General features: G+C 50.0%; 11 protein-coding genes. 8 read left to right on the top strand and 3 right to left on the bottom strand.

Annotated elements, in window-relative coordinates; all coding sequences use genetic code 11:
- Window positions 1-242 precede the first annotated feature (242 nt).
- Window positions 243-992 carry a sulfite exporter TauE/SafE family protein gene (locus RIC19_RS07870; RefSeq protein ID WP_350177755.1) on the bottom strand — a complete coding sequence of 250 codons (750 nt, stop codon included), beginning with the start codon at window positions 990-992 and terminating at the stop codon, window positions 243-245.
- Between the two features lie 120 nt (window positions 993-1,112).
- Here RIC19_RS07870 and RIC19_RS07865 point away from each other — a divergent pair, with 120 nt between their 5' ends.
- Complete coding sequence (locus tag RIC19_RS07865; protein ID WP_350177754.1) at window positions 1,113-1,433, top strand: hypothetical protein; 321 nt, start codon at window positions 1,113-1,115, stop codon at window positions 1,431-1,433.
- Window positions 1,434-1,574: 141 nt separating this feature from the next.
- Here RIC19_RS07865 and RIC19_RS07860 read toward each other — a convergent pair whose 3' ends face one another.
- Entirely contained in the window at window positions 1,575-1,787 is a 213-nt protein-coding gene (locus RIC19_RS07860) for a transposase (RefSeq protein ID WP_350177753.1), read from the bottom strand.
- Between the two features lie 572 nt (window positions 1,788-2,359).
- Between RIC19_RS07860 and RIC19_RS07855 the strand changes: the two genes are divergently transcribed.
- Together RIC19_RS07855 and RIC19_RS07850 are read left to right on the top strand one after the other, a co-directional pair.
- Window positions 2,360-5,269 (top strand): chemotaxis protein CheB, encoded by a 2,910-nt coding sequence (locus tag RIC19_RS07855; protein ID WP_350177752.1) that lies wholly within the window; start codon window positions 2,360-2,362, stop codon window positions 5,267-5,269.
- Between the two features lie 4 nt (window positions 5,270-5,273).
- A complete protein-coding gene (locus tag RIC19_RS07850) occupies window positions 5,274-5,825 on the top strand; it encodes a PAS domain-containing protein (protein ID WP_350177751.1) in 552 nt (183 codons plus the stop codon).
- A gap of 682 nt (window positions 5,826-6,507) precedes the next feature.
- On the opposite strand, the gene RIC19_RS07845 is transcribed toward RIC19_RS07850, so the two are convergent.
- Window positions 6,508-7,068, bottom strand: coding sequence for a helix-turn-helix domain-containing protein (locus RIC19_RS07845; protein WP_350177750.1), 561 nt, complete (start codon window positions 7,066-7,068; stop codon window positions 6,508-6,510).
- A gap of 417 nt (window positions 7,069-7,485) precedes the next feature.
- Here RIC19_RS07845 and RIC19_RS07840 point away from each other — a divergent pair, with 417 nt between their 5' ends.
- Genes RIC19_RS07840 through RIC19_RS07820 form a run of 5 tightly spaced genes read left to right on the top strand, consistent with a single transcriptional unit; the run spans window position 7,486 to window position 17,311 of the window.
- Window positions 7,486-9,474 carry a glucoamylase family protein gene (locus tag RIC19_RS07840; RefSeq protein ID WP_350177749.1) on the top strand — a complete coding sequence of 663 codons (1,989 nt, stop codon included), beginning with the start codon at window positions 7,486-7,488 and terminating at the stop codon, window positions 9,472-9,474.
- A 10-nt stretch (window positions 9,475-9,484) separates the two neighbouring features.
- A complete protein-coding gene (locus RIC19_RS07835) occupies window positions 9,485-10,792 on the top strand; it encodes a glucoamylase family protein (protein WP_350177748.1) in 1,308 nt (435 codons plus the stop codon).
- Window positions 10,792-13,788 (top strand): beta-glucosidase BglX, encoded by a 2,997-nt coding sequence (bglX, locus tag RIC19_RS07830; protein WP_350177747.1) that lies wholly within the window; start codon window positions 10,792-10,794, stop codon window positions 13,786-13,788. The genes RIC19_RS07835 and bglX overlap by 1 nt, the downstream gene beginning before the upstream one ends.
- Window positions 13,785-15,635 carry a family 43 glycosylhydrolase gene (locus RIC19_RS07825; RefSeq protein ID WP_350177746.1) on the top strand — a complete coding sequence of 617 codons (1,851 nt, stop codon included), beginning with the start codon at window positions 13,785-13,787 and terminating at the stop codon, window positions 15,633-15,635. The genes bglX and RIC19_RS07825 overlap by 4 nt, the downstream gene beginning before the upstream one ends.
- Window positions 15,632-17,311 carry a sulfatase family protein gene (locus RIC19_RS07820; RefSeq protein ID WP_350177745.1) on the top strand — a complete coding sequence of 560 codons (1,680 nt, stop codon included), beginning with the start codon at window positions 15,632-15,634 and terminating at the stop codon, window positions 17,309-17,311. The genes RIC19_RS07825 and RIC19_RS07820 overlap by 4 nt, the downstream gene beginning before the upstream one ends.
- The last annotated feature ends 14 nt before the right edge of the window (window positions 17,312-17,325 follow it).

Below are 17,325 nucleotides of genomic sequence, written 5' to 3'. Positions count from 1 at the left end.
GGGGTGACTCCCGTTTGAAGAGTATACCTTCACGGAATGCGCCTTTGCCTGAGAGCGTGTTTGGAGGAGCACTTCTGCTGATAACCAAAGCGTTGCGAATCCCGCAAGGATACGGGACGTCATGGAAAAATACTTATTTGACCCCGCAATTCTGCGGGGCAGGCTCCGCCAAACGCGCATTTTTCCATTTAGCCATAACCACAACGCTTTGATTATCAACTGTCTTTTGCTCCAAACATGCTCTAAGACAACAAAATCCGCAAAGCAGTCAGGATCAGCATCCCCAAAACGAAATAAGGAATGTAAGCCTTGAGCTTTTCATTCAGACTGAATAACCGGGCTGCCCCGTAGGCACCAATGATTTGACCCAGGGCCAAAAAGATACCGGCCTGCCATTCGATCATACCAACCACAGCAAAGTAAATGGTTGTTGGGACCGTGTATATCAGTACAATCAGCAGTTTAAAATAATTGGATGCATTCCAGGAAAGCTGGAAGAAGACTCTGATGCCGAGCAGCAATAAAATCCCGACGCCGATTTGCAGGAACCCCCCATAGAGCCCAATCAGGAAAAATACTGCAATTTCGGTCACGGTAGATTTACGGGTGAAACGAAGCGAAAAGGTCAGTGCAGTACCTCGCATATCGAGTACAGACTGCACGATTAGCGCCAGGATAACCACCAAGGCCAGCAGTTCGAAGGTGCCGCTGGACACATTTGCCGCGAAATAGGCGCCTACCAAGGCTCCCGCAAAGGTGGCTGCTGCCGCCACATAGGGCAGGCGTAGATGTGATAGCGATTCGTATCTACGGTAAGAAAGGGCCCCGGCAATGTTCTGAAATAACACGCCCAACCGATTGGTGGTATTGGCAATTTCGATTGGTATGCCCAGAAATACCATGGCACCCAACGAAAATATAGTCCCGCTGCCGGCAATAGTGTTGACCATTCCGGTAATGATGCCGGCCTCCAAACATGCTCTTGCTAACATTAGACATATCGGAATATGTGAAAGGTGTAACTCTTCCCAGGAATCGTATAATGCTTATTTGATTGGAAGTGAAGACCTTTACTTCTATCAAAGGGGAATAAAAAAGCAAAAACCACAAAAATGAAAAAGGTAACACTGTACGTAATGGCCGCACTCGTGTTGTTGTCATTTATGCCAACGCCATTGAGAGCAGTGACGGAAAACACTTCCACTTCCACGCCTCTGAACAGGCCCGTTGAATCTCCGGAAGCAGAAGCATTATTGAATAGGTTAGCGGAGATCGATGCGATTGATAAGTCGGAGCTGAGCCCAACTGAAAAGAAAGAATTGCGAAAAGAAGTACGTTCAATCAAAAAGGAATTGAGAGAAATTGGCAATGGCGTTTATCTCTCTGTGGGAGCTATAATCATCATTGTACTGTTGTTGATCCTTTTGCTTTAAGATCATGAGGCCATACCCAACAACGGGTGCAATATTTACACAGATTTCTGGCTTCGAAGTGCCTGTAATAAAACACACATCAAAATACCAAATGAGTAATTTTAAGGGGGCAACGATAACCATACACTGAGATTAAGTCAGTCACAAAGCCTGTCCTAAAGTGGATTTTGGCCCTCGCGACTTCTCGAATAAGTGTTGCCCTTCTTTTTGCAGCACCTGCTTCCAATTCACGATCTGGTTGGGGTGGAGTTCATGTTTTTGCGCCAGCTCAGAGAGCGTATGCCGCTCTGTGAGGGCTTCTACCGCTACTTTGTGCTTGAACGCTGCGCTGAATGTTCTACGTTTTCTTCCCATTTCTGGTCTTGACTTAAACTCTTGTCCAGTTTTTGGGGGTAGGCTTAGTGTATGTTTGGAGGTGCACTTCGGCTGATAACCAAAGCCTTGTGAATCCCGGTCAAACCGGGAACGTCATGAAAAAATACTTATTTGACCCCGCAATTCTGCGGGGCAGGCTCCGCCAAACGCGCATTTTTTCATTTAGGCATAACCACAACTCTTTGATTATCAACTCTCGTTTGCTCCAAACATACACTTAATCAGAATAATATTCACATAACGTTTGTATAGCCGGGGGCTTTTTTTTGAGGCGAAGACGGTGCTTCCATTCCCGGGTGATGCGCCGGTTCGGCTACCCGTCCAGGAATGGCAAGAGCAGCCCGAAGTGTAAAATCCCAACACGCTCTTAAACTCTTGTCCAGTTTTTGGGGGTAGACTCAGGGTTTAAATGGCCTTGTCCGATTTTATCTGGTGGGCAGATGGTTTATAAGCACCATTTTTATCCTTATTTGGGTGGTGCTTGGGCAGTGCAGATAAAATGTGTTCAAATTTTGCGTTCTTGTAGTTATTAAGGCCATGAAAAACCATTTATGAAATCAGGCAAAGATAAATTGGCGGCGACCTCAAAAGGAAAAACGGCTGATCCGGATACCGGGCAGTTCCCGATAGTTGGTATCGGCGCATCGGCCGGCGGACTGGAAGCCCTGGAGCAATTTCTGGCCAATGTGCCTGAAAATAGCGGAATGGCGTATGTTGTTATCCAGCATTTGGATCCTACTCAAAAGGGTATATTGCCGGAATTGCTTCAGCGAATTTCCACCATGGAAGTTTTTCAGGCACACGATGGCATGGCGGTAAAGCCCAACTGCGTATATGTCATTCCTCCCAACAAAAGCATGTCGATACTAAAAGGCGCGCTTTACCTTTTTGAGCCAACTGAAACAAGAGGGTTGCGCCTTCCGGTGGATTTTTTCCTGCGCTCACTTGCCGACGACCAAAAGGAGTGGGCAGCCGGGATTATCCTTTCAGGAATGGGGGCCGACGGCAGTTTGGGAATCCGGGCGATCAAGGACAAAAACGGGATCGTGATGGTACAGAAACCAGCAACGGCAAAATTTGACAGTATGCCCCGGAATGCCATCGATTCTGTGCAGGCCGATATGGTAGCCCCCGCCAATGAGTTGCCCGAAAAGCTTATTTCGATCATTAAACAAATCCCTGTCGTCAAATCACCACTTGCGCCAGAGGTCATTGACAAAAGCGCGCTTGAAAAGATCATTCTCCTGCTGAGGACCTATACCGGGAACGACTTTTCCCTCTATAAGAAAAATACAATGCGCCGCCGCATCGAGAGGCGAATGGACGTTCATCAAATTGATAAAATAGCTTCTTACGTCCACTTTTTACAAGAAAATCAAAAGGAAGGAGAGATCCTTTTTAAAGAGTTGTTGATTGGCGTCACTAATTTTTTTCGCGATGCTTTAGTATGGGATAGGTTGAAAGAGGAGGTTATTCCGGATTTGCTCGCCAACCGGCCGGCCGATACCATTTTTCGGGCATGGGCGCCAGGCTGCTCTACGGGGGAAGAAGCCTATTCATTGGCCATCGTGTTCAAAGAAGCACTCGAAAAGGCCAACCTGGAGAAAGGCTTCTCCTTGCAGATATTTGCAACCGACCTGGACCTTGATGCTATTGAGAAAGCCCGAAAAGGCCTGTTTCCTGAAAGTATTGCCTCTGATGTGTCGCCGGAGCGCCTCAAGCGCTTTTTTATGCCGGTTGAGGATGGCTACCGTATCAGTCCTGAAATAAGAGAAATGATCGTGTTTGCACAACACAACATCCTCATGCATCCGCCTTTCACCAAGATCGATATCCTTTCATGCCGCAACCTGCTTATTTATTTGGATGGCGAATTGCAAAAAAAATTGCTGGAGCTGTTTTACTTTTGCCTTAATCCGGAAGGGGTTGTGGTGCTGGGAAGTTCTGAAACTCCGGGAACCCAGAGTGCTCTTTTTACACCGCTGGATGCCAAATTGAAAATTTACAAACGCTCCGAAAGCATCACGGCACCCGAGTCAAGTGATTTCCCTGCATTATTTTCCCGGGGCAGTCCTGATAATATTGAAAAGCAAATTTCTGCCAAATCAAACCTGAACATCCAGACACTTGCCGACCAGATGCTGCTACAACATTTTTCTCCCATCGGTGTGTTGGTGAATAAAAATGGCGATATCATTTACACCAGCGGGCGTACGGGGAAATACCTGGAACCAGCGGTTGGCAAAGCCAATCTGAATATCTTTGCCATGCTGCGCGAAGGTTTGCGAAACGAATTTCCTATTGCTTTCCGGAAAGCCATCAAAACAAAGAAAAGGGTTCTTTTACACCATCTCCAAGTTGTTAATAATGTTAATAAAGGCTCTATAGATGTCAGCATACAATGGATTGACAAACCGTCGCTCTTAAGCGGTAAGGTAATGATCGTTTTTACGGATGTGCCGGATAATGACAACGTCAAACCATCCCAAAATGCAGGGAAGAAAGCCTTAAACAATAAAGAGGAGCTAGAGCTGCAACGCCTGAGGGAAGAAATGCAGAATACCCTCGAAGAAATGCAGACTTCGGAGGAAGAACTGAAAACGACCAACGAGGAATTACAATCAGCAAACGAGGAATTACAATCAACCAACGAAGAACTTACGACCTCAAAAGAAGAGATGCAAAGCATGAATGAGGAACTTCAAACGTTGAACGCTGAATTGCAGTCGAAAATAGATGGTTTTTCGCGGGTAGAAAATGATATGAAAAACCTGCTCAACAGCACCGATATTGCTACTTTATTTCTCGATAAAGAACTGAATATCCGTCGATATACCGATCGGGCAACCAAAATTTTCAAACTCATTAAAAGTGATATCGGAAGGCCTTTTACCGATCAGGTTTCTGACCTTATATACCCCGAATTGGCTGCCGATGCCCTTGAAGTTTTAAGGACACTGGTGTTTATCCAAAAACAGATCCCTACTAAAGACGGGCGCTGGTTTGCTATTCGCATTATGCCTTACCGGACCTTCGATGACAGAATAGACGGCCTCGTTATCACTTTTATCAACCTCTCCGGGCTCAAGCAGGTGGAATCGAAATTACATGAAACAGAACAGATGAACCGGTTACTCTTAAATTCATCATCTGATGTAATTCTGAAAGTATCAAACGACTGGAAAATACTGGAATCTAACTTTGAAGCTGAAAAGTTTTTTGGCAATAGACAAAACGATATGATAGGCCAGGATTTTATTCAGACTTATATTCCTGAACCGGCCAGGAAAAAAACTGAAAAAAGCCTGAAAAAGCTACTGGATGAAACAAAGGATGGAAAATTAGCATTGCAGGTAATGGTCGCCGGAGATAATTTGCTGCTTGTTGAATGGTCAGTAAATGTTTTACTGAACAACCTGAAAATACCGGTAGCGATGATTTTGTCACTAAAAAAACAATAAAACCATGATTGACGAAGACCTGGATTATACCGATAGCCGATTATTGCGCGCAAAAGCCGAAGAAAAGCTAAAAGAGAAAGAGGAAGAAATGGGTAAGCAGGTGAAGGAAACTGACCTGCAAAAACTCCTGCACGAACTACAGGTGCACCAGATAGAATTGGAAATGCAGAACGAAGCGCTGCAGCAGGCCAATGAAACAGTAGAAGCAGCGCTTAAAAAATACACCATCTTGTACGACCTGGCCCCGATGGGTTATTTTACACTTGATGCTGAGGGCAGTATCCTTGAGCTTAACTTCACGGCCGCCGGAATGCTGGGTGAAAAACGCTTTAGCCTGATAAACAGCAATTTAAAGCTATTTATCACCAAAGATTCATTGCCCGTATTTAACGATTTCTTCCGTAAGGTATATACCAGCAATTCGAAAGAATCGTGCGAGGTAGTGCTCGGTTATAATGAAAAAGTATTATGCCCTGTTTATATGGAAGGCGTAGTCACCGACGAAGAGCAGGAATGCCTATTGTCAGTAGTTGATGTTTCAGGTTTCAAAAAGTGATTTCTTAGAAGCTATTAGCCTGAGTGCATGTTTGGAGCTCGTTACTATTGCAAATCAACGCTTTATGAACCCCGCAGAAATGCGGGGCAAGCTCTGACTTCCTCACTAAGAGCTTGTTGGGATTTTACACTTCGGGCTGCTCTTGCCAAATTTTGTCCTGCTCTTCGTTGTTCTCCCGCCTGCCATAGTCTTGTACGGTCTCCGGTGCCCAAAGCCCACAGGCGACGGGACACGGACAGGTCGGTCACGTAGCTAAGGCTATGTGATTCAAGAATGGGGCCCCTTTAATCCCATTTTTGAATGTATCACGCCTTAATCAGAACAAAATTTGGCTGCGTTCGCTCCAAAAGCAAAACCCCAACAAACTCTAAATTTTCATTTAGCCCGCTAAACTCAAATTTAGTGACTTCGCTAGAACCATAAATCCTTGATTTTCATGACGGAACCGCTCCAAACAAGCTCTCAAGCAATTTGAGCGCACTCCTTTAATAAACAAATCGCTCTGTGATCAAATAAGCCTGAAAAACTGCGGTGAAGAAAATGAACTGGCGCACGGCGAGGTGGCAAGAAAGGTCCGGGAAGAGTTCATGGTATTGCGAAACCGGGAAAAGAAGGATGCGCCTATCGTTTCCGGTCACTCAGACACAAAAGCCTCGTAAAGGGTGACAATGGGTATTACACATCATATGTCTTCCAGATTTTTATTTCGTTTCAGTTTCAGCTTTCTGTAGAAGGAAGGAGTCATGCCAGTGACTTTCTTGAACTGATTTGATAAGTGTGCAGGGCTACTGTAATTTAGCTTGTAGGAAATTTCGGTAAGATTGAGCTCGTCATACAGGATTAATTCCTTGATTCTTTCAATCTTGTGAAGTATAATAAATTGCTGTATAGTGACCCCTCTGACTTCGGAAAAGGTACTCGCCAGATAGGTATAATCATATCCCAGTTTTTCACTTATGTAATCTGAATAGTTCACTTTAGGAAGTTCATCTGAATAATGGATCATTTCCATAATTCCATTCTTGATCTTTTCGATCAAGATGCTCTTGTTGTCGTCCAAAAGCTCAAGACCTGACTTCAATAAGTTCTTCTTGAGCTGATCGCGTTGCTCTTGATTGATATCTTCCAGAATTTCTACCACCCCCAGTTCAATTGTACCATAATGCATACCCAGCTTTTTCAATTCCTCCACAACCATCATTTTGCATCTCAGGCTGACCATGTATTTGATATATAGCTTCATACTGTTATGTCTTGGATGGACTTTCTATAAAAGTAAGCTTATAATTGAACGGACAGTGAAGATGGAGAGTCTTTATTTGTTTAGACATACTCTTGGCTCAACTTTAGCATTACAAGCAGATCTGATGGTTAAAGAAATCAAGGGGGCTAAGATATTTGCGGATATAAAAGCAGATGGTATCCAGGGGCTTTAGCTCTAAATTGCTTCGTAGGGTAAAATAGATCGTCCCAAGATATTTGGCCGGTAATTCATGAGATTCCGGTAATTGTGTATCTTCATAATTTGCTAGCCTACAGTTGTAACTGCTTTTATAGCTGCAACACAGCAGTATTAGCTCGCTCCAAAGGGTTACGCTTCGTTGTGTAAGCCCTGATTTGTACTACAATCCATCAATCATCGAAATATTCACTTCGTAATATGCCACTAACCAACCGCTTGTTTCCTCTTTTTGCCTTGCTATTGTCTGCTTCCATTTTCTTCAGCGCCTGCGAGGAAGAGGACCCTTCAGGCATGGGGCTTCAGTACCTTACAATCAATTTTATCCGCCTGGGGAGCCAGAATATTTCCGATATGAGTACCGTGGATGGCGATGGAGATCTTGCCATGCGGTTCTCCAGCCCGGTGGAGGTGGCCTCAGACGACCTGTTCCAGGTATACGCAGGTGGGGTACTGTTGGAGGATACAGAGTCCTGGAATTCACTAAATGAAAGACTAACGATTCAACTAAAGGAAGATTGGGTGGAAGGCCAAACCTATACCTTACAGACAAGTACACCACTCACGAGCCCGGGACTGGAGCCTCTTGACCCTTTCTCCATTAGTTTTACCATCGGCCTTGGAGCCCTCTCTGTCGAAGCGCTGACGTCTGATACAGTCGCCTTTGCACTCGATGGTGAGTCCCTTAATGACGAAATCCCGGTGGCGGGGCCATTTACCATTACTTTTTCGCACGCATTGTCCATTTCGCCGGAGGCACTGGGCGATCAGATTGCTATAGAAGGCCCTGAGGCGGTAGACTTTACCGTTGTGCCCCAGAACGATTCTGTTTTCCAGTTGCAATTTGCGCAGCCACTGGCGGATTTTACGACCTACCAACTGTCGGTGGCACCAAGCCTTGGAGCAGTCGCCGGGCGTGATTTCAATGGCTTGAACCTGACCTTTTACACCGGGGCATCGGCAGAGCTGGATTTCCCGTTGTTGTCAGATGAAGACCTAATGACCAAAGTGCAGGAGCAAACCTTCCGCTACTTTTGGGACTTTGGCCATCCGGTTTCGGGTATGGCCCGCGAGCGCAACACCAGCCTGAATACGGTGACGAGCGGCGGCAGCGGCTTTGGCCTCATGGCGATGATCGCAGGGGTAGAGCGAGACTTTATCACTCTGAGCGAAGCCATCAGCCGCTGGGAGCAGGTCGTCGGATTCCTGGAAAATGCAGACCGTTTCCATGGGGCATGGGCACACTGGATGAACGGGGAAACCGGAGCAGCCCTCCCGTTCAGTACGCTGGACAATGGTGGTGACCTGGTAGAAACGGCTTTTCTGGTACAGGGCCTGCTGACCGTAAGGGAGTATCTGAAACAGGAAGTGCCCGGACAAACTGATTTGATCGACCGCATCACAGTGCTCTGGGAAGGTGTGGAGTGGGACTGGTACACCAAAGGGCAGGATCAGGCACTGTACTGGCACTGGTCGCCGGATCACGAATTCGAAATCAATTTGCCAATACGCGGGCATAACGAAACCCAGATGACCTATATCCTGGCAGCTGCTTCGCCAACCTATCCGATAGAACCATCCGTATACCATTCGGGCTACGCAAGGGGAGGGGCAATGGTCAATGGCGACTCCTTCTACGGCGTCACGCTGCCGTTGGGCAATAGTGACTTTGGCGGGCCTCTGTTTTTTACCCACTATTCCTACCTCGGGCTCGACCCCCGAAATCTGGAAGACGACTACGCCAATTACTGGACACAAAATATCAACCATTCCCTTATCAACCATCTGTACTGTGCTAATAACCCACGGAGATTCTTTGGCTACTCCGAACAGTGTTGGGGCTTGACCGCAAGCGATAGCTTTAACGGCTACACGGCACACAGCCCCACCAACGATCGCGGTGTCATTACCCCAACAGCCGCCTTGTCATCTATTGTATTCACCCCGGAAGAAAGCCTGGCTGCTCTGCACCATTTTTATTACGATTTGGGTGATCGGCTTTGGGGCGAGTACGGTTTCTACGACGCCTTCCACCCAGGCGAAAACTGGGTAGCTGACTCCTACCTGGCCATCGATCAGGGGCCTATCATCTGTATGATGGAAAACTACCGGACCGGGCTGCTGTGGGAGTTGTTCATGTCCGCTCCGGAAGTACAGCAGGGGCTGGATGCTTTAGATTTCACCTACTAAAACAGAAAATATGATTCGATATATTGCACTGGTCTTTCTGTGCGCCTTATTGGGCAGCCCGGCTGTTGCGCAGTCCGACGAAGCGCTGCTCGACCGGGTACAGCAGCAAACCTTCAACTACTTTTGGGAGGGCGGAGAGCCCATTTCAGGCGCTGCACCGGAGCGTATACACGAAGACGTTTATCCGCAGGACGATGCTGATGTAGTCACAAGCGGCGGCACGGGCTTTGGCATCATGGCTACGATCGCCGCAATCGAACGGGGCTACATTAGCCGTAAGACCGGCAGGAAGCGCCTGCAAAAGCTGGCGGAATGGCTACGCGATGCCGACCGCTTTCACGGTGCCTGGGCGCATTGGATGTACCCTTCCGGCAAGGTCAAGCCTTTTAGCCGGTACGATGATGGAGGCGATTTGGTAGAAACCGCTTTTCTGGTGCAGGGGCTGATTGTGGCGCGGCAGTATTTCCGAAACGGTAATAAAAAAGAGCGCGAGCTAGCTGAGCTGATGGATAAACTGTGGCGGGAGGTAGAATGGTCGTGGTATACTCAGGATGAAAATGTGCTGTACTGGCATTGGTCCCCCACCCATGGATGGCGCATGAACTTCGCAGTAACGGGTTACAATGAGTGCACCATCATGTACATCCTGGCTGCCGCCTCGCCTACCTACCCGATTGACCCCGCCGTTTGGCACGAAGGTTACATGCGTAATGGCGAGATTGTCTCCAATGAAAGCGCTTACGGCTATGACGTCGTACTCGATCACAACGGCGAGCAGGCCATTCCGGTAGGGCCGCTGTTTTGGGCCCACTATTCCTTCCTGGGGCTGAATCCAAAGGGATTGCACGATTCTTACGCCGACTATTGGGAGCTGAACCGCAGCCATGCCCTGATTCACCACGCTTATGCTGTCGAGAACCCAAGGGAGTACGAAGGCTATTCGGAAGCCTGCTGGGGAATGACAGCCAGTTATTCTCCAGGCGGGTACACCGCCCATCATCCTTCGAATGACTTGGGGGTGATTACGCCTACTGCGGCGCTTTCCTCCTTTCCCTACACACCGGAAGAGAGCATGGCATTTTTGCGGTATTTGTACGAAAAGCACCCCGGCTATATTGGGAAATACGGCCCTTACGATGCCTTTAGCGAGCAATCCGGATGGTGCCCGCCCCGCTACCTGGCCATCGACCAATTACCCATCCCCGTGATGATAGAGAACCACCGCTCGGGCCTGATTTGGGAACTCTTTATGTCGGCCCCCGAAATACAGGAGGGGTTGAAAAAACTGGATATACAAAAGCATACAACCACAAAATAATGAACCGTACCACTATTCTTTCCATTGTCTCACTTTTATTCGCTAACCTGGCGTGGAGCCAGACAGAGACCGGAACTTATCTGTACCGGCAGCATCAACATGGCGATTATACGCTCAACTACCGGGTGCTTTATCCGGAAGGGTTTGATGAGCATCGACGCTACCCAATCGTCTTATTCCTGCACGGGCGGGGCGAAAGCGGTGATGATAACGAAAAGCAGCTCGTACACGGCAGTTCGTTGTTTTTAGAAACACAAGCGAAGTATCCGGCTATCGTGATTTTTCCGCAATGCCCAACCTCTGATTACTGGTCGAATATAGATCGTATCGAAAAGGATGGTGGCGGATTGCAATTCAAATTTCCCTACGACCGGCCGGCCAACCCCGCGCTGTCGGCAGTGATGGACTTGGTAGATCAGGAACTGGAAAAGCCGTATGTGGATGAAAACCGCCTATACGTCACGGGCCTTTCCATGGGCGGTATGGGCACTTGGGAGCTCCTGTGGCGGATGCCTGAGAAGATCGCCGCCGCTGCCCCAATTTGCGGGGGTGGCCCACCGGAAATGGCGCACAAGATGACTGAGGTGCCCATCTGGGCCTTTCACGGCCTAAAAGATGATGTCGTGCAGCCCCGCTTTTCAACCAATATGGTGCGGGCTATTCAGCGGGAAGGTGGCCTGGCCAAGATCACCTTGTATCCGGACGCCAATCACAATTCCTGGGACCCTACTTTTGCCGAGCCGGACTATTTACCCTGGCTCTTTTCGAAGTACAAAGGGGAACCTTACTCTTTGCTGGTCGATTCCCTGCTTTCCATTATGACATTGGAAGAAAAAATCGGTCAGCTCAACTTGGTTACACAAGGCGGAGCAGTCACAGGCGCAGTCATCAGCAGCGATGTAGAGCAAAAGATCAAAGACGGAAACGTGGGTGGCATCTTCGGCTCGCGCAGCGCCAAAAAGATGCGGGATATTCAGCAGATTGCCGTAGAGCAAAGCCGCCTGGGCATCCCCCTGCTGACGGCAATGGATGTCATTCATGGACATCAGACCATCTTCCCGATCCCGATTGGCATGTCCTGCACCTGGGATCCTGATCTGCTGCAGCAAGTAGCCCGTACAGCAGCCCGGGAAGCCACGGCAGACGGCGTAATGTGGAACTTCTCGCCTATGGTGGACATTGCCCGCGACCCACGTTGGGGGCGGGTGGCGGAGAGTGCCGGAGAAGACCCCTTCCTGGGAGCGCGGATCGCTGAAGCCATGGTGCGTGGCTACCAAATGAATGACCTCACTGACCCGACCACTGTCATGGCTTGCGTAAAGCACTTTGCGGCCTACGGCGCCTCAGAGGGTGGCCGGGACTATAATACTGTAGACATGAGCCGGGTGCGCCTGCACAATGAGTACCTGCCACCTTACAAAGCGGCCGTGGATGCTGGCGTGGGCTCCATTATGACCTCTTTTAACGTCATTGATTATGTGCCCGCTACGGCTAATGAATACCTGTTCCAGACTGTTCTGCGGGACCAATGGGGCTTCGATGGGTTCGTAGTGACCGACTACACGACCATCAACGAGTTGATCGAACATGGTATGGGGGACTTGCAGAAGGTCTCCGCTTTGTCGCTCAAGGCGGGCGTCGATATGGATATGGTAGGGGAAGGCTACGTAAGCACGCTGAAAAAATCCCTGGAAGAAGGACTGATTACGGAAGCACAGATTGATCTGGCTTGCCAGCGCATTTTGATTGCCAAAGAGCGGCTGGGCCTGTTTGATGACCCTTACCGTTACTTCGATGAATCCCGGGCACCTAAGGAAATCCTTTCGGAAAAGAACCGCCGTTTTTCACGCGAAGTGGCAGGTCAGTCAGCAGTACTGTTGAAAAATGAAGGCGGCGTGCTGCCGCTGGATAAATCGGCGAATATCGCGCTGATTGGGCCACTGGCGGACAACCAAGCCAACATGCTGGGTACCTGGAGTGTATCCGGAGATTATAAAAAGTCGATCACGGTGCGTCAGGGGCTGGAAGCACAGCTTGGTGAAAACGGCAGCATCCGCTATGCCAAGGGCGCAAACATCTCTAACGATGAGACTTTCGCCAAACGGGTGAACGCCTTCAACCCGCAGATTGTCATCGACGAGCGTTCACCAGAAACCATGATTAAGGAAGCGGTTGATATCGCCAACCAATCAGATGTGATCGTGGCGGTGATGGGAGAGGCTGCCGATATGAGCGGAGAGTCTTCAAGCATGGCTTTCATCGGTTTGCAACCAGCTCAGGAACGACTGCTGAAGGCACTCAAAGAGACTGGCAAGCCCATCGTGCTGGTACTCTTCAACGGCAGGCCAATGACCCTTAACTGGGAAGAGGAAAACATGGACGCCATACTCGACGTCTGGCACCCGGGTACCGAAGCGGGTAATGCGGTGGCGGACCTGCTGTTCGGCGAGGTGAACCCTTCCGGAAAATTAACCACTTCCTTCCCTGTTGCGGTAGGGCAAATCCCGGTTTACCACAGCATGCTGAACACCGGCCGGCCCTACGAGCAAGGCAAAGGCCCCAAGTTTCTTACCAACTACCTGGATATTCCGAACGAGCCGCTTTACCCTTTCGGCTACGGGCTGAGCTACACCCAATTTGAATACGGTAAGCCTACTATTTCCAGAACAGAAATGGAAAAAGGCGGGAAGGTAACGGTTAGCGTAAGCGTCAAAAACACAGGCGAGCGTACAGGACAGGAGGTCGTACAATTGTACATCCGCGATCTGGTAGGCAGCATCAGCCGACCGGTCAAAGAACTGAAGGGCTTTGAAAAGATAAGGCTGAAGCCCGGGGAGGAAAAAACGGTCCGCTTTGCCATCGATGAGTCTTTGCTGGAATTTTGGACCCCTGAGAGCGGATGGGCGGCAGAACCTGGCGAGTTTCAGGTGTTTGTGGGGCCCAATTCCCGTGATGTACAGATGTTATCTTTTGAATTCACCGGGGCAAAACGATGAGGGATAAGCCTGTTTTTCACTGGCTGGCTTGCATAGGGCTGTTGCTTGTCCTTTTCGGTAGCTGTGCAGATCCCTCTGGTGAAGCTACTGAAAGAGTTGTAAACCGTACAGAAGAACGCAATTACAAAACCTACTGCAACCCGATCGACATCGACTACTCCTACATGTCGCACTACCGGGCCCGGAACAATGTCTCCTATCGTTCCGGGGCGGACCCGGCCATAGTCAACTTTAAGGGCAAGTACTACCTCTTCGTCACCCGCTCCCATGGCTATTGGGTTTCTGACGATATGAGCAACTGGAAATTTATCCGCCCGCAGAGCTGGTACTTCAATGGCTGCAATGCCCCCGCTGCGGCGGTGAAGGACGACAAAATCATCCTGCTGGGAGACCCTTCCGGCCGGGGTGCGGTGATCGAGACGGACAATCCCGAGCTGGGTGACTGGACCACCAACTTCGCCGTCATCAACGTACCGAGGGGCGTGCAGGACCCCAACTTGTTCGTAGATGACGATGGACGGGTGTACCTATACGAAGAGTCCTCCAACAAGTGGCCTATCCACGGCATCGAGCTGGACCCCAACAACTGGTACGTACCCATTGGCGAGCAGGTGGACCTGTTCAATCTGGACCCGGAAAAGCACGGCTGGGAGCGCTTCGGGCAAGACCACAAATCGGATCTCAAACCCTTTATTGAAGGCCCCTGGATGATGAAGCACGGCGATACGTACTACCTTGAGTACGGTGCCCCCGGAACGCAGTGGAACGTCTACGCCGATGGGGTGTACACCAGCAAATCGCCCCTCGGCCCCTTCGAATATGCGCCTTACAACCCCATCTCGTACAAGCCGGGAGGTTTTTTGAAAGGCTCCGGCCACGGCAGTACGGTGCAGGACAACAACGGCAACTACTGGCACTTTGCCACTATGGCGATCTCGGTCAACTTCAAGTTTGAGCGCCGCATCGGCATGTACCCGGCAGGCTTTGAGGAGGACGGGCAGATGTACGTCAACACGGCTTACGGTGACTACCCGCACTATTTGCCGGATACGGAGGTGAATAATCACAAAGACCGCTTTACCGGCTGGATGCTGTTGTCTTTTGATAAACCGGTAACTACGAATTCCCCACTGGTGGAATCGGATGTAAATGTGGTGGACGAAAGCGAAGACGGCTACATGCTCGGGCAGATTACGGACTTCAGCATCGCGCAAGTCAATGACGAAGAAATCCGCTCCTACTGGGTGTCGGTGGCGAACCACGATTCTATCTATCTGCAATTGGACCTGGAGAAACCTATGGATGTCAAAGCCATTCAAATCAACTTCCAGGATTTCAAAAGCGAGATTTTCGGCCGGCCGGATACTTTGAAGCAGCAATTCATCATCAGTGCTTCCCTGGACGGCGAGCAATGGGAAGTGGTTGCCGATTACTCGGAGAACCAACGCGACATGCCGCATGGTTACATCGAATTGCCGGAGGCGGTGGAAGCCCGTTATATCAAATACGATCACGTGCATTGCAGCACCAGGAACCTGGCGATTTCAGAGTTCAGGGTATTTGGCAACGGAAAGGAAGCCGTACCTGCTGCGCCGGCTGACTTCACAGTAGAACGGCAGGAAGACCGCCGCAACGCCCTGCTTTCCTGGACGCCGGATCCAGAAGCGACAGGGTACGTCATCTACTGGGGCATCGCCGAGGATAAACTCAACTTGTCGGCACAGATGTACGATCAGGCGTCTTACGAACTGCGGGCGCTGAATACGGATCAAGGCTACTATTATCAGGTGGAAGCCTTTAATGAGAATGGCATTTCGGAGCGGAGTGAAATCATTTATACAGAATGAGCAAATCTGGCCACCTTTTCATCGTACTCCTATCGCTTTTTTGGGGGTGCACTACCTCAGAGCCGGAAAGCGCCTCGCATCAGCCGGACTATGCGCGGCTGGAGTTGCCGGAGCGCCCCAATGTGGTGTGGATCGTGGCGGAAGACCTGAGCGCGATACTGCCGCCCTGGGGCGACTCTACGGTGGCCACGCCCAATATCAGCCGGTTAGTGGAGGAAGTGGTGCTGTACACCCATATGTTTTCCCCTTCCGGGGTCTGCGCACCGAGCCGGGCGGCAATTGCCACAGGCATGTACCCCACGAGGATTGGCGCGCACCACATGCGTACCGGGCCCTGGTTTCGCTTTACCATCAAAGACCGGGCGATTGAAAATTTTCCGCGCAAAGCGTACGAAGCCATGCCGCCGCCTGAGGTGCACATGATGAGTTCCTACCTGCGCCGTGCGGGCTACTTTTGCACCAACAACCCCAAAGAGGACTACCAGTTCCGCTGCGAGCTGGGGGCATGGGACGAAAGCGGTTTTGAAGCCCACTGGCAGCACCGGCCCGACACCACACAGCCCTTTTTTGCAATTTTTAACCTCGATGATACGCACGAATCCATGATTTGGCGGCGTGCGAACGACTCCCTGCTGGTCGATTCTACTTTGGAAGTGCCCATTCCTCCCTACCTGCCCACAACGGAGGTAGCGAAGCGCGATGTGCGGCGCCTTTACTCCCATGTCGTAGCCATGGATCAGCGCGTTGGGGAAATACTCGATGAGCTGGAAGCCGCCGGGGAATTGGAAAACACCATTATTTTTTGGTACACCGACCACGGAGGGCCTTTGCCCCGCCAAAAGCGTACGATTTACGACTCGGGCATTCATGTACCAATGGCCGTTCGATTTCCCCATCAGCAGTTGGCCGGCAAGGTGGATAGTCAGCTCCTGAGCTTTATCGACCTGAAGCCAACCGTAATGTCTCTGTTAGGCATGGGCCCCCCGACCTATGTCGATGGCAAAGCCTGGATGGGGGAGTATATGAATACCAAAGAGCGGGACTACATTTTTGCCGCTGCAGACCGGTTTGACAACGAAACGGACAAAGTGCGAGCCGTACGCGGCCGTCGCTTCAAGCTCATTCGGTATTACAATTTGGATCAATCTTATTATTTGCCGGTAGGGTACCGTGAGACCATGCCCATCATGAAAGAACTGTTGCGCTTGCACGAAAAGGGTAGCTTGAATGAATACCAGGCGCAGTGGTTCCGACCCACCAAAGACAGCCTGGAGCTTTTCGATCTTTGGAATGATCCGTACGAGCTGCACAATCTAGCGGGTGACTCGCAGTACGCAGACAAAATAGAGGAACTGCGGCAAGCCCTGGACCACTGGATTGCGGATACGCAGGATAAGGGCCGTATGAGCGAGGAGGACTACGTAAAAAGCATCTGGCCGGACGGCAAGCAGCCCGTGACCGAGCCGCCTACGATAGAGCAGGGGGCAAAGATCAAGCTGAGTTGCCCTACGGAGGGCGCGCAACTGGCTTATCAGTGGGTAGAAGAAACGGGCGAAGCAACCCAAAATTGGACGATCTACCAAGCCCCAGTGAAGCCGCAAAAGGGGGATACGCTGTTGGTGCAGGCGCATCGTATTGGGTATCGGCCTAGTGGGGTGGTTAGGGTGGGGTTTTAGGGTTTGGTGGGTAA

Source organism: Phaeodactylibacter sp. (assembly GCF_040219495.1).
GTDB lineage: Bacteria > Bacteroidota > Bacteroidia > Chitinophagales > Saprospiraceae > Phaeodactylibacter.
This window is presented reverse-complemented; position numbering and strand designations above follow the sequence as displayed.

What these genes read in the sequence shown, in the direction of transcription:
- RIC19_RS07860 (WP_350177753.1), bottom strand. Translation starts at nt 1,787, where the DNA reads ATGGGAAGAAAACGTAGAACATTCAGCGCAGCGTTCAAGCACAAAGTA.
- RIC19_RS07855 (WP_350177752.1), top strand. Translation starts at nt 2,360, where the DNA reads ATGAAATCAGGCAAAGATAAATTGGCGGCGACCTCAAAAGGAAAAACG.
- RIC19_RS07865 (WP_350177754.1), top strand. Translation starts at nt 1,113, where the DNA reads ATGAAAAAGGTAACACTGTACGTAATGGCCGCACTCGTGTTGTTGTCA.
- RIC19_RS07850 (WP_350177751.1), top strand. Translation starts at nt 5,274, where the DNA reads ATGATTGACGAAGACCTGGATTATACCGATAGCCGATTATTGCGCGCA.
- RIC19_RS07825 (WP_350177746.1), top strand. Translation starts at nt 13,785, where the DNA reads ATGAGGGATAAGCCTGTTTTTCACTGGCTGGCTTGCATAGGGCTGTTG.
- RIC19_RS07845 (WP_350177750.1), bottom strand. Translation starts at nt 7,068, where the DNA reads ATGAAGCTATATATCAAATACATGGTCAGCCTGAGATGCAAAATGATG.
- RIC19_RS07835 (WP_350177748.1), top strand. Translation starts at nt 9,485, where the DNA reads ATGATTCGATATATTGCACTGGTCTTTCTGTGCGCCTTATTGGGCAGC.
- RIC19_RS07840 (WP_350177749.1), top strand. Translation starts at nt 7,486, where the DNA reads ATGCCACTAACCAACCGCTTGTTTCCTCTTTTTGCCTTGCTATTGTCT.
- RIC19_RS07820 (WP_350177745.1), top strand. Translation starts at nt 15,632, where the DNA reads ATGAGCAAATCTGGCCACCTTTTCATCGTACTCCTATCGCTTTTTTGG.
- bglX (WP_350177747.1), top strand. Translation starts at nt 10,792, where the DNA reads ATGAACCGTACCACTATTCTTTCCATTGTCTCACTTTTATTCGCTAAC.
- RIC19_RS07870 (WP_350177755.1), bottom strand. Translation starts at nt 992, where the DNA reads ATGTTAGCAAGAGCATGTTTGGAGGCCGGCATCATTACCGGAATGGTC.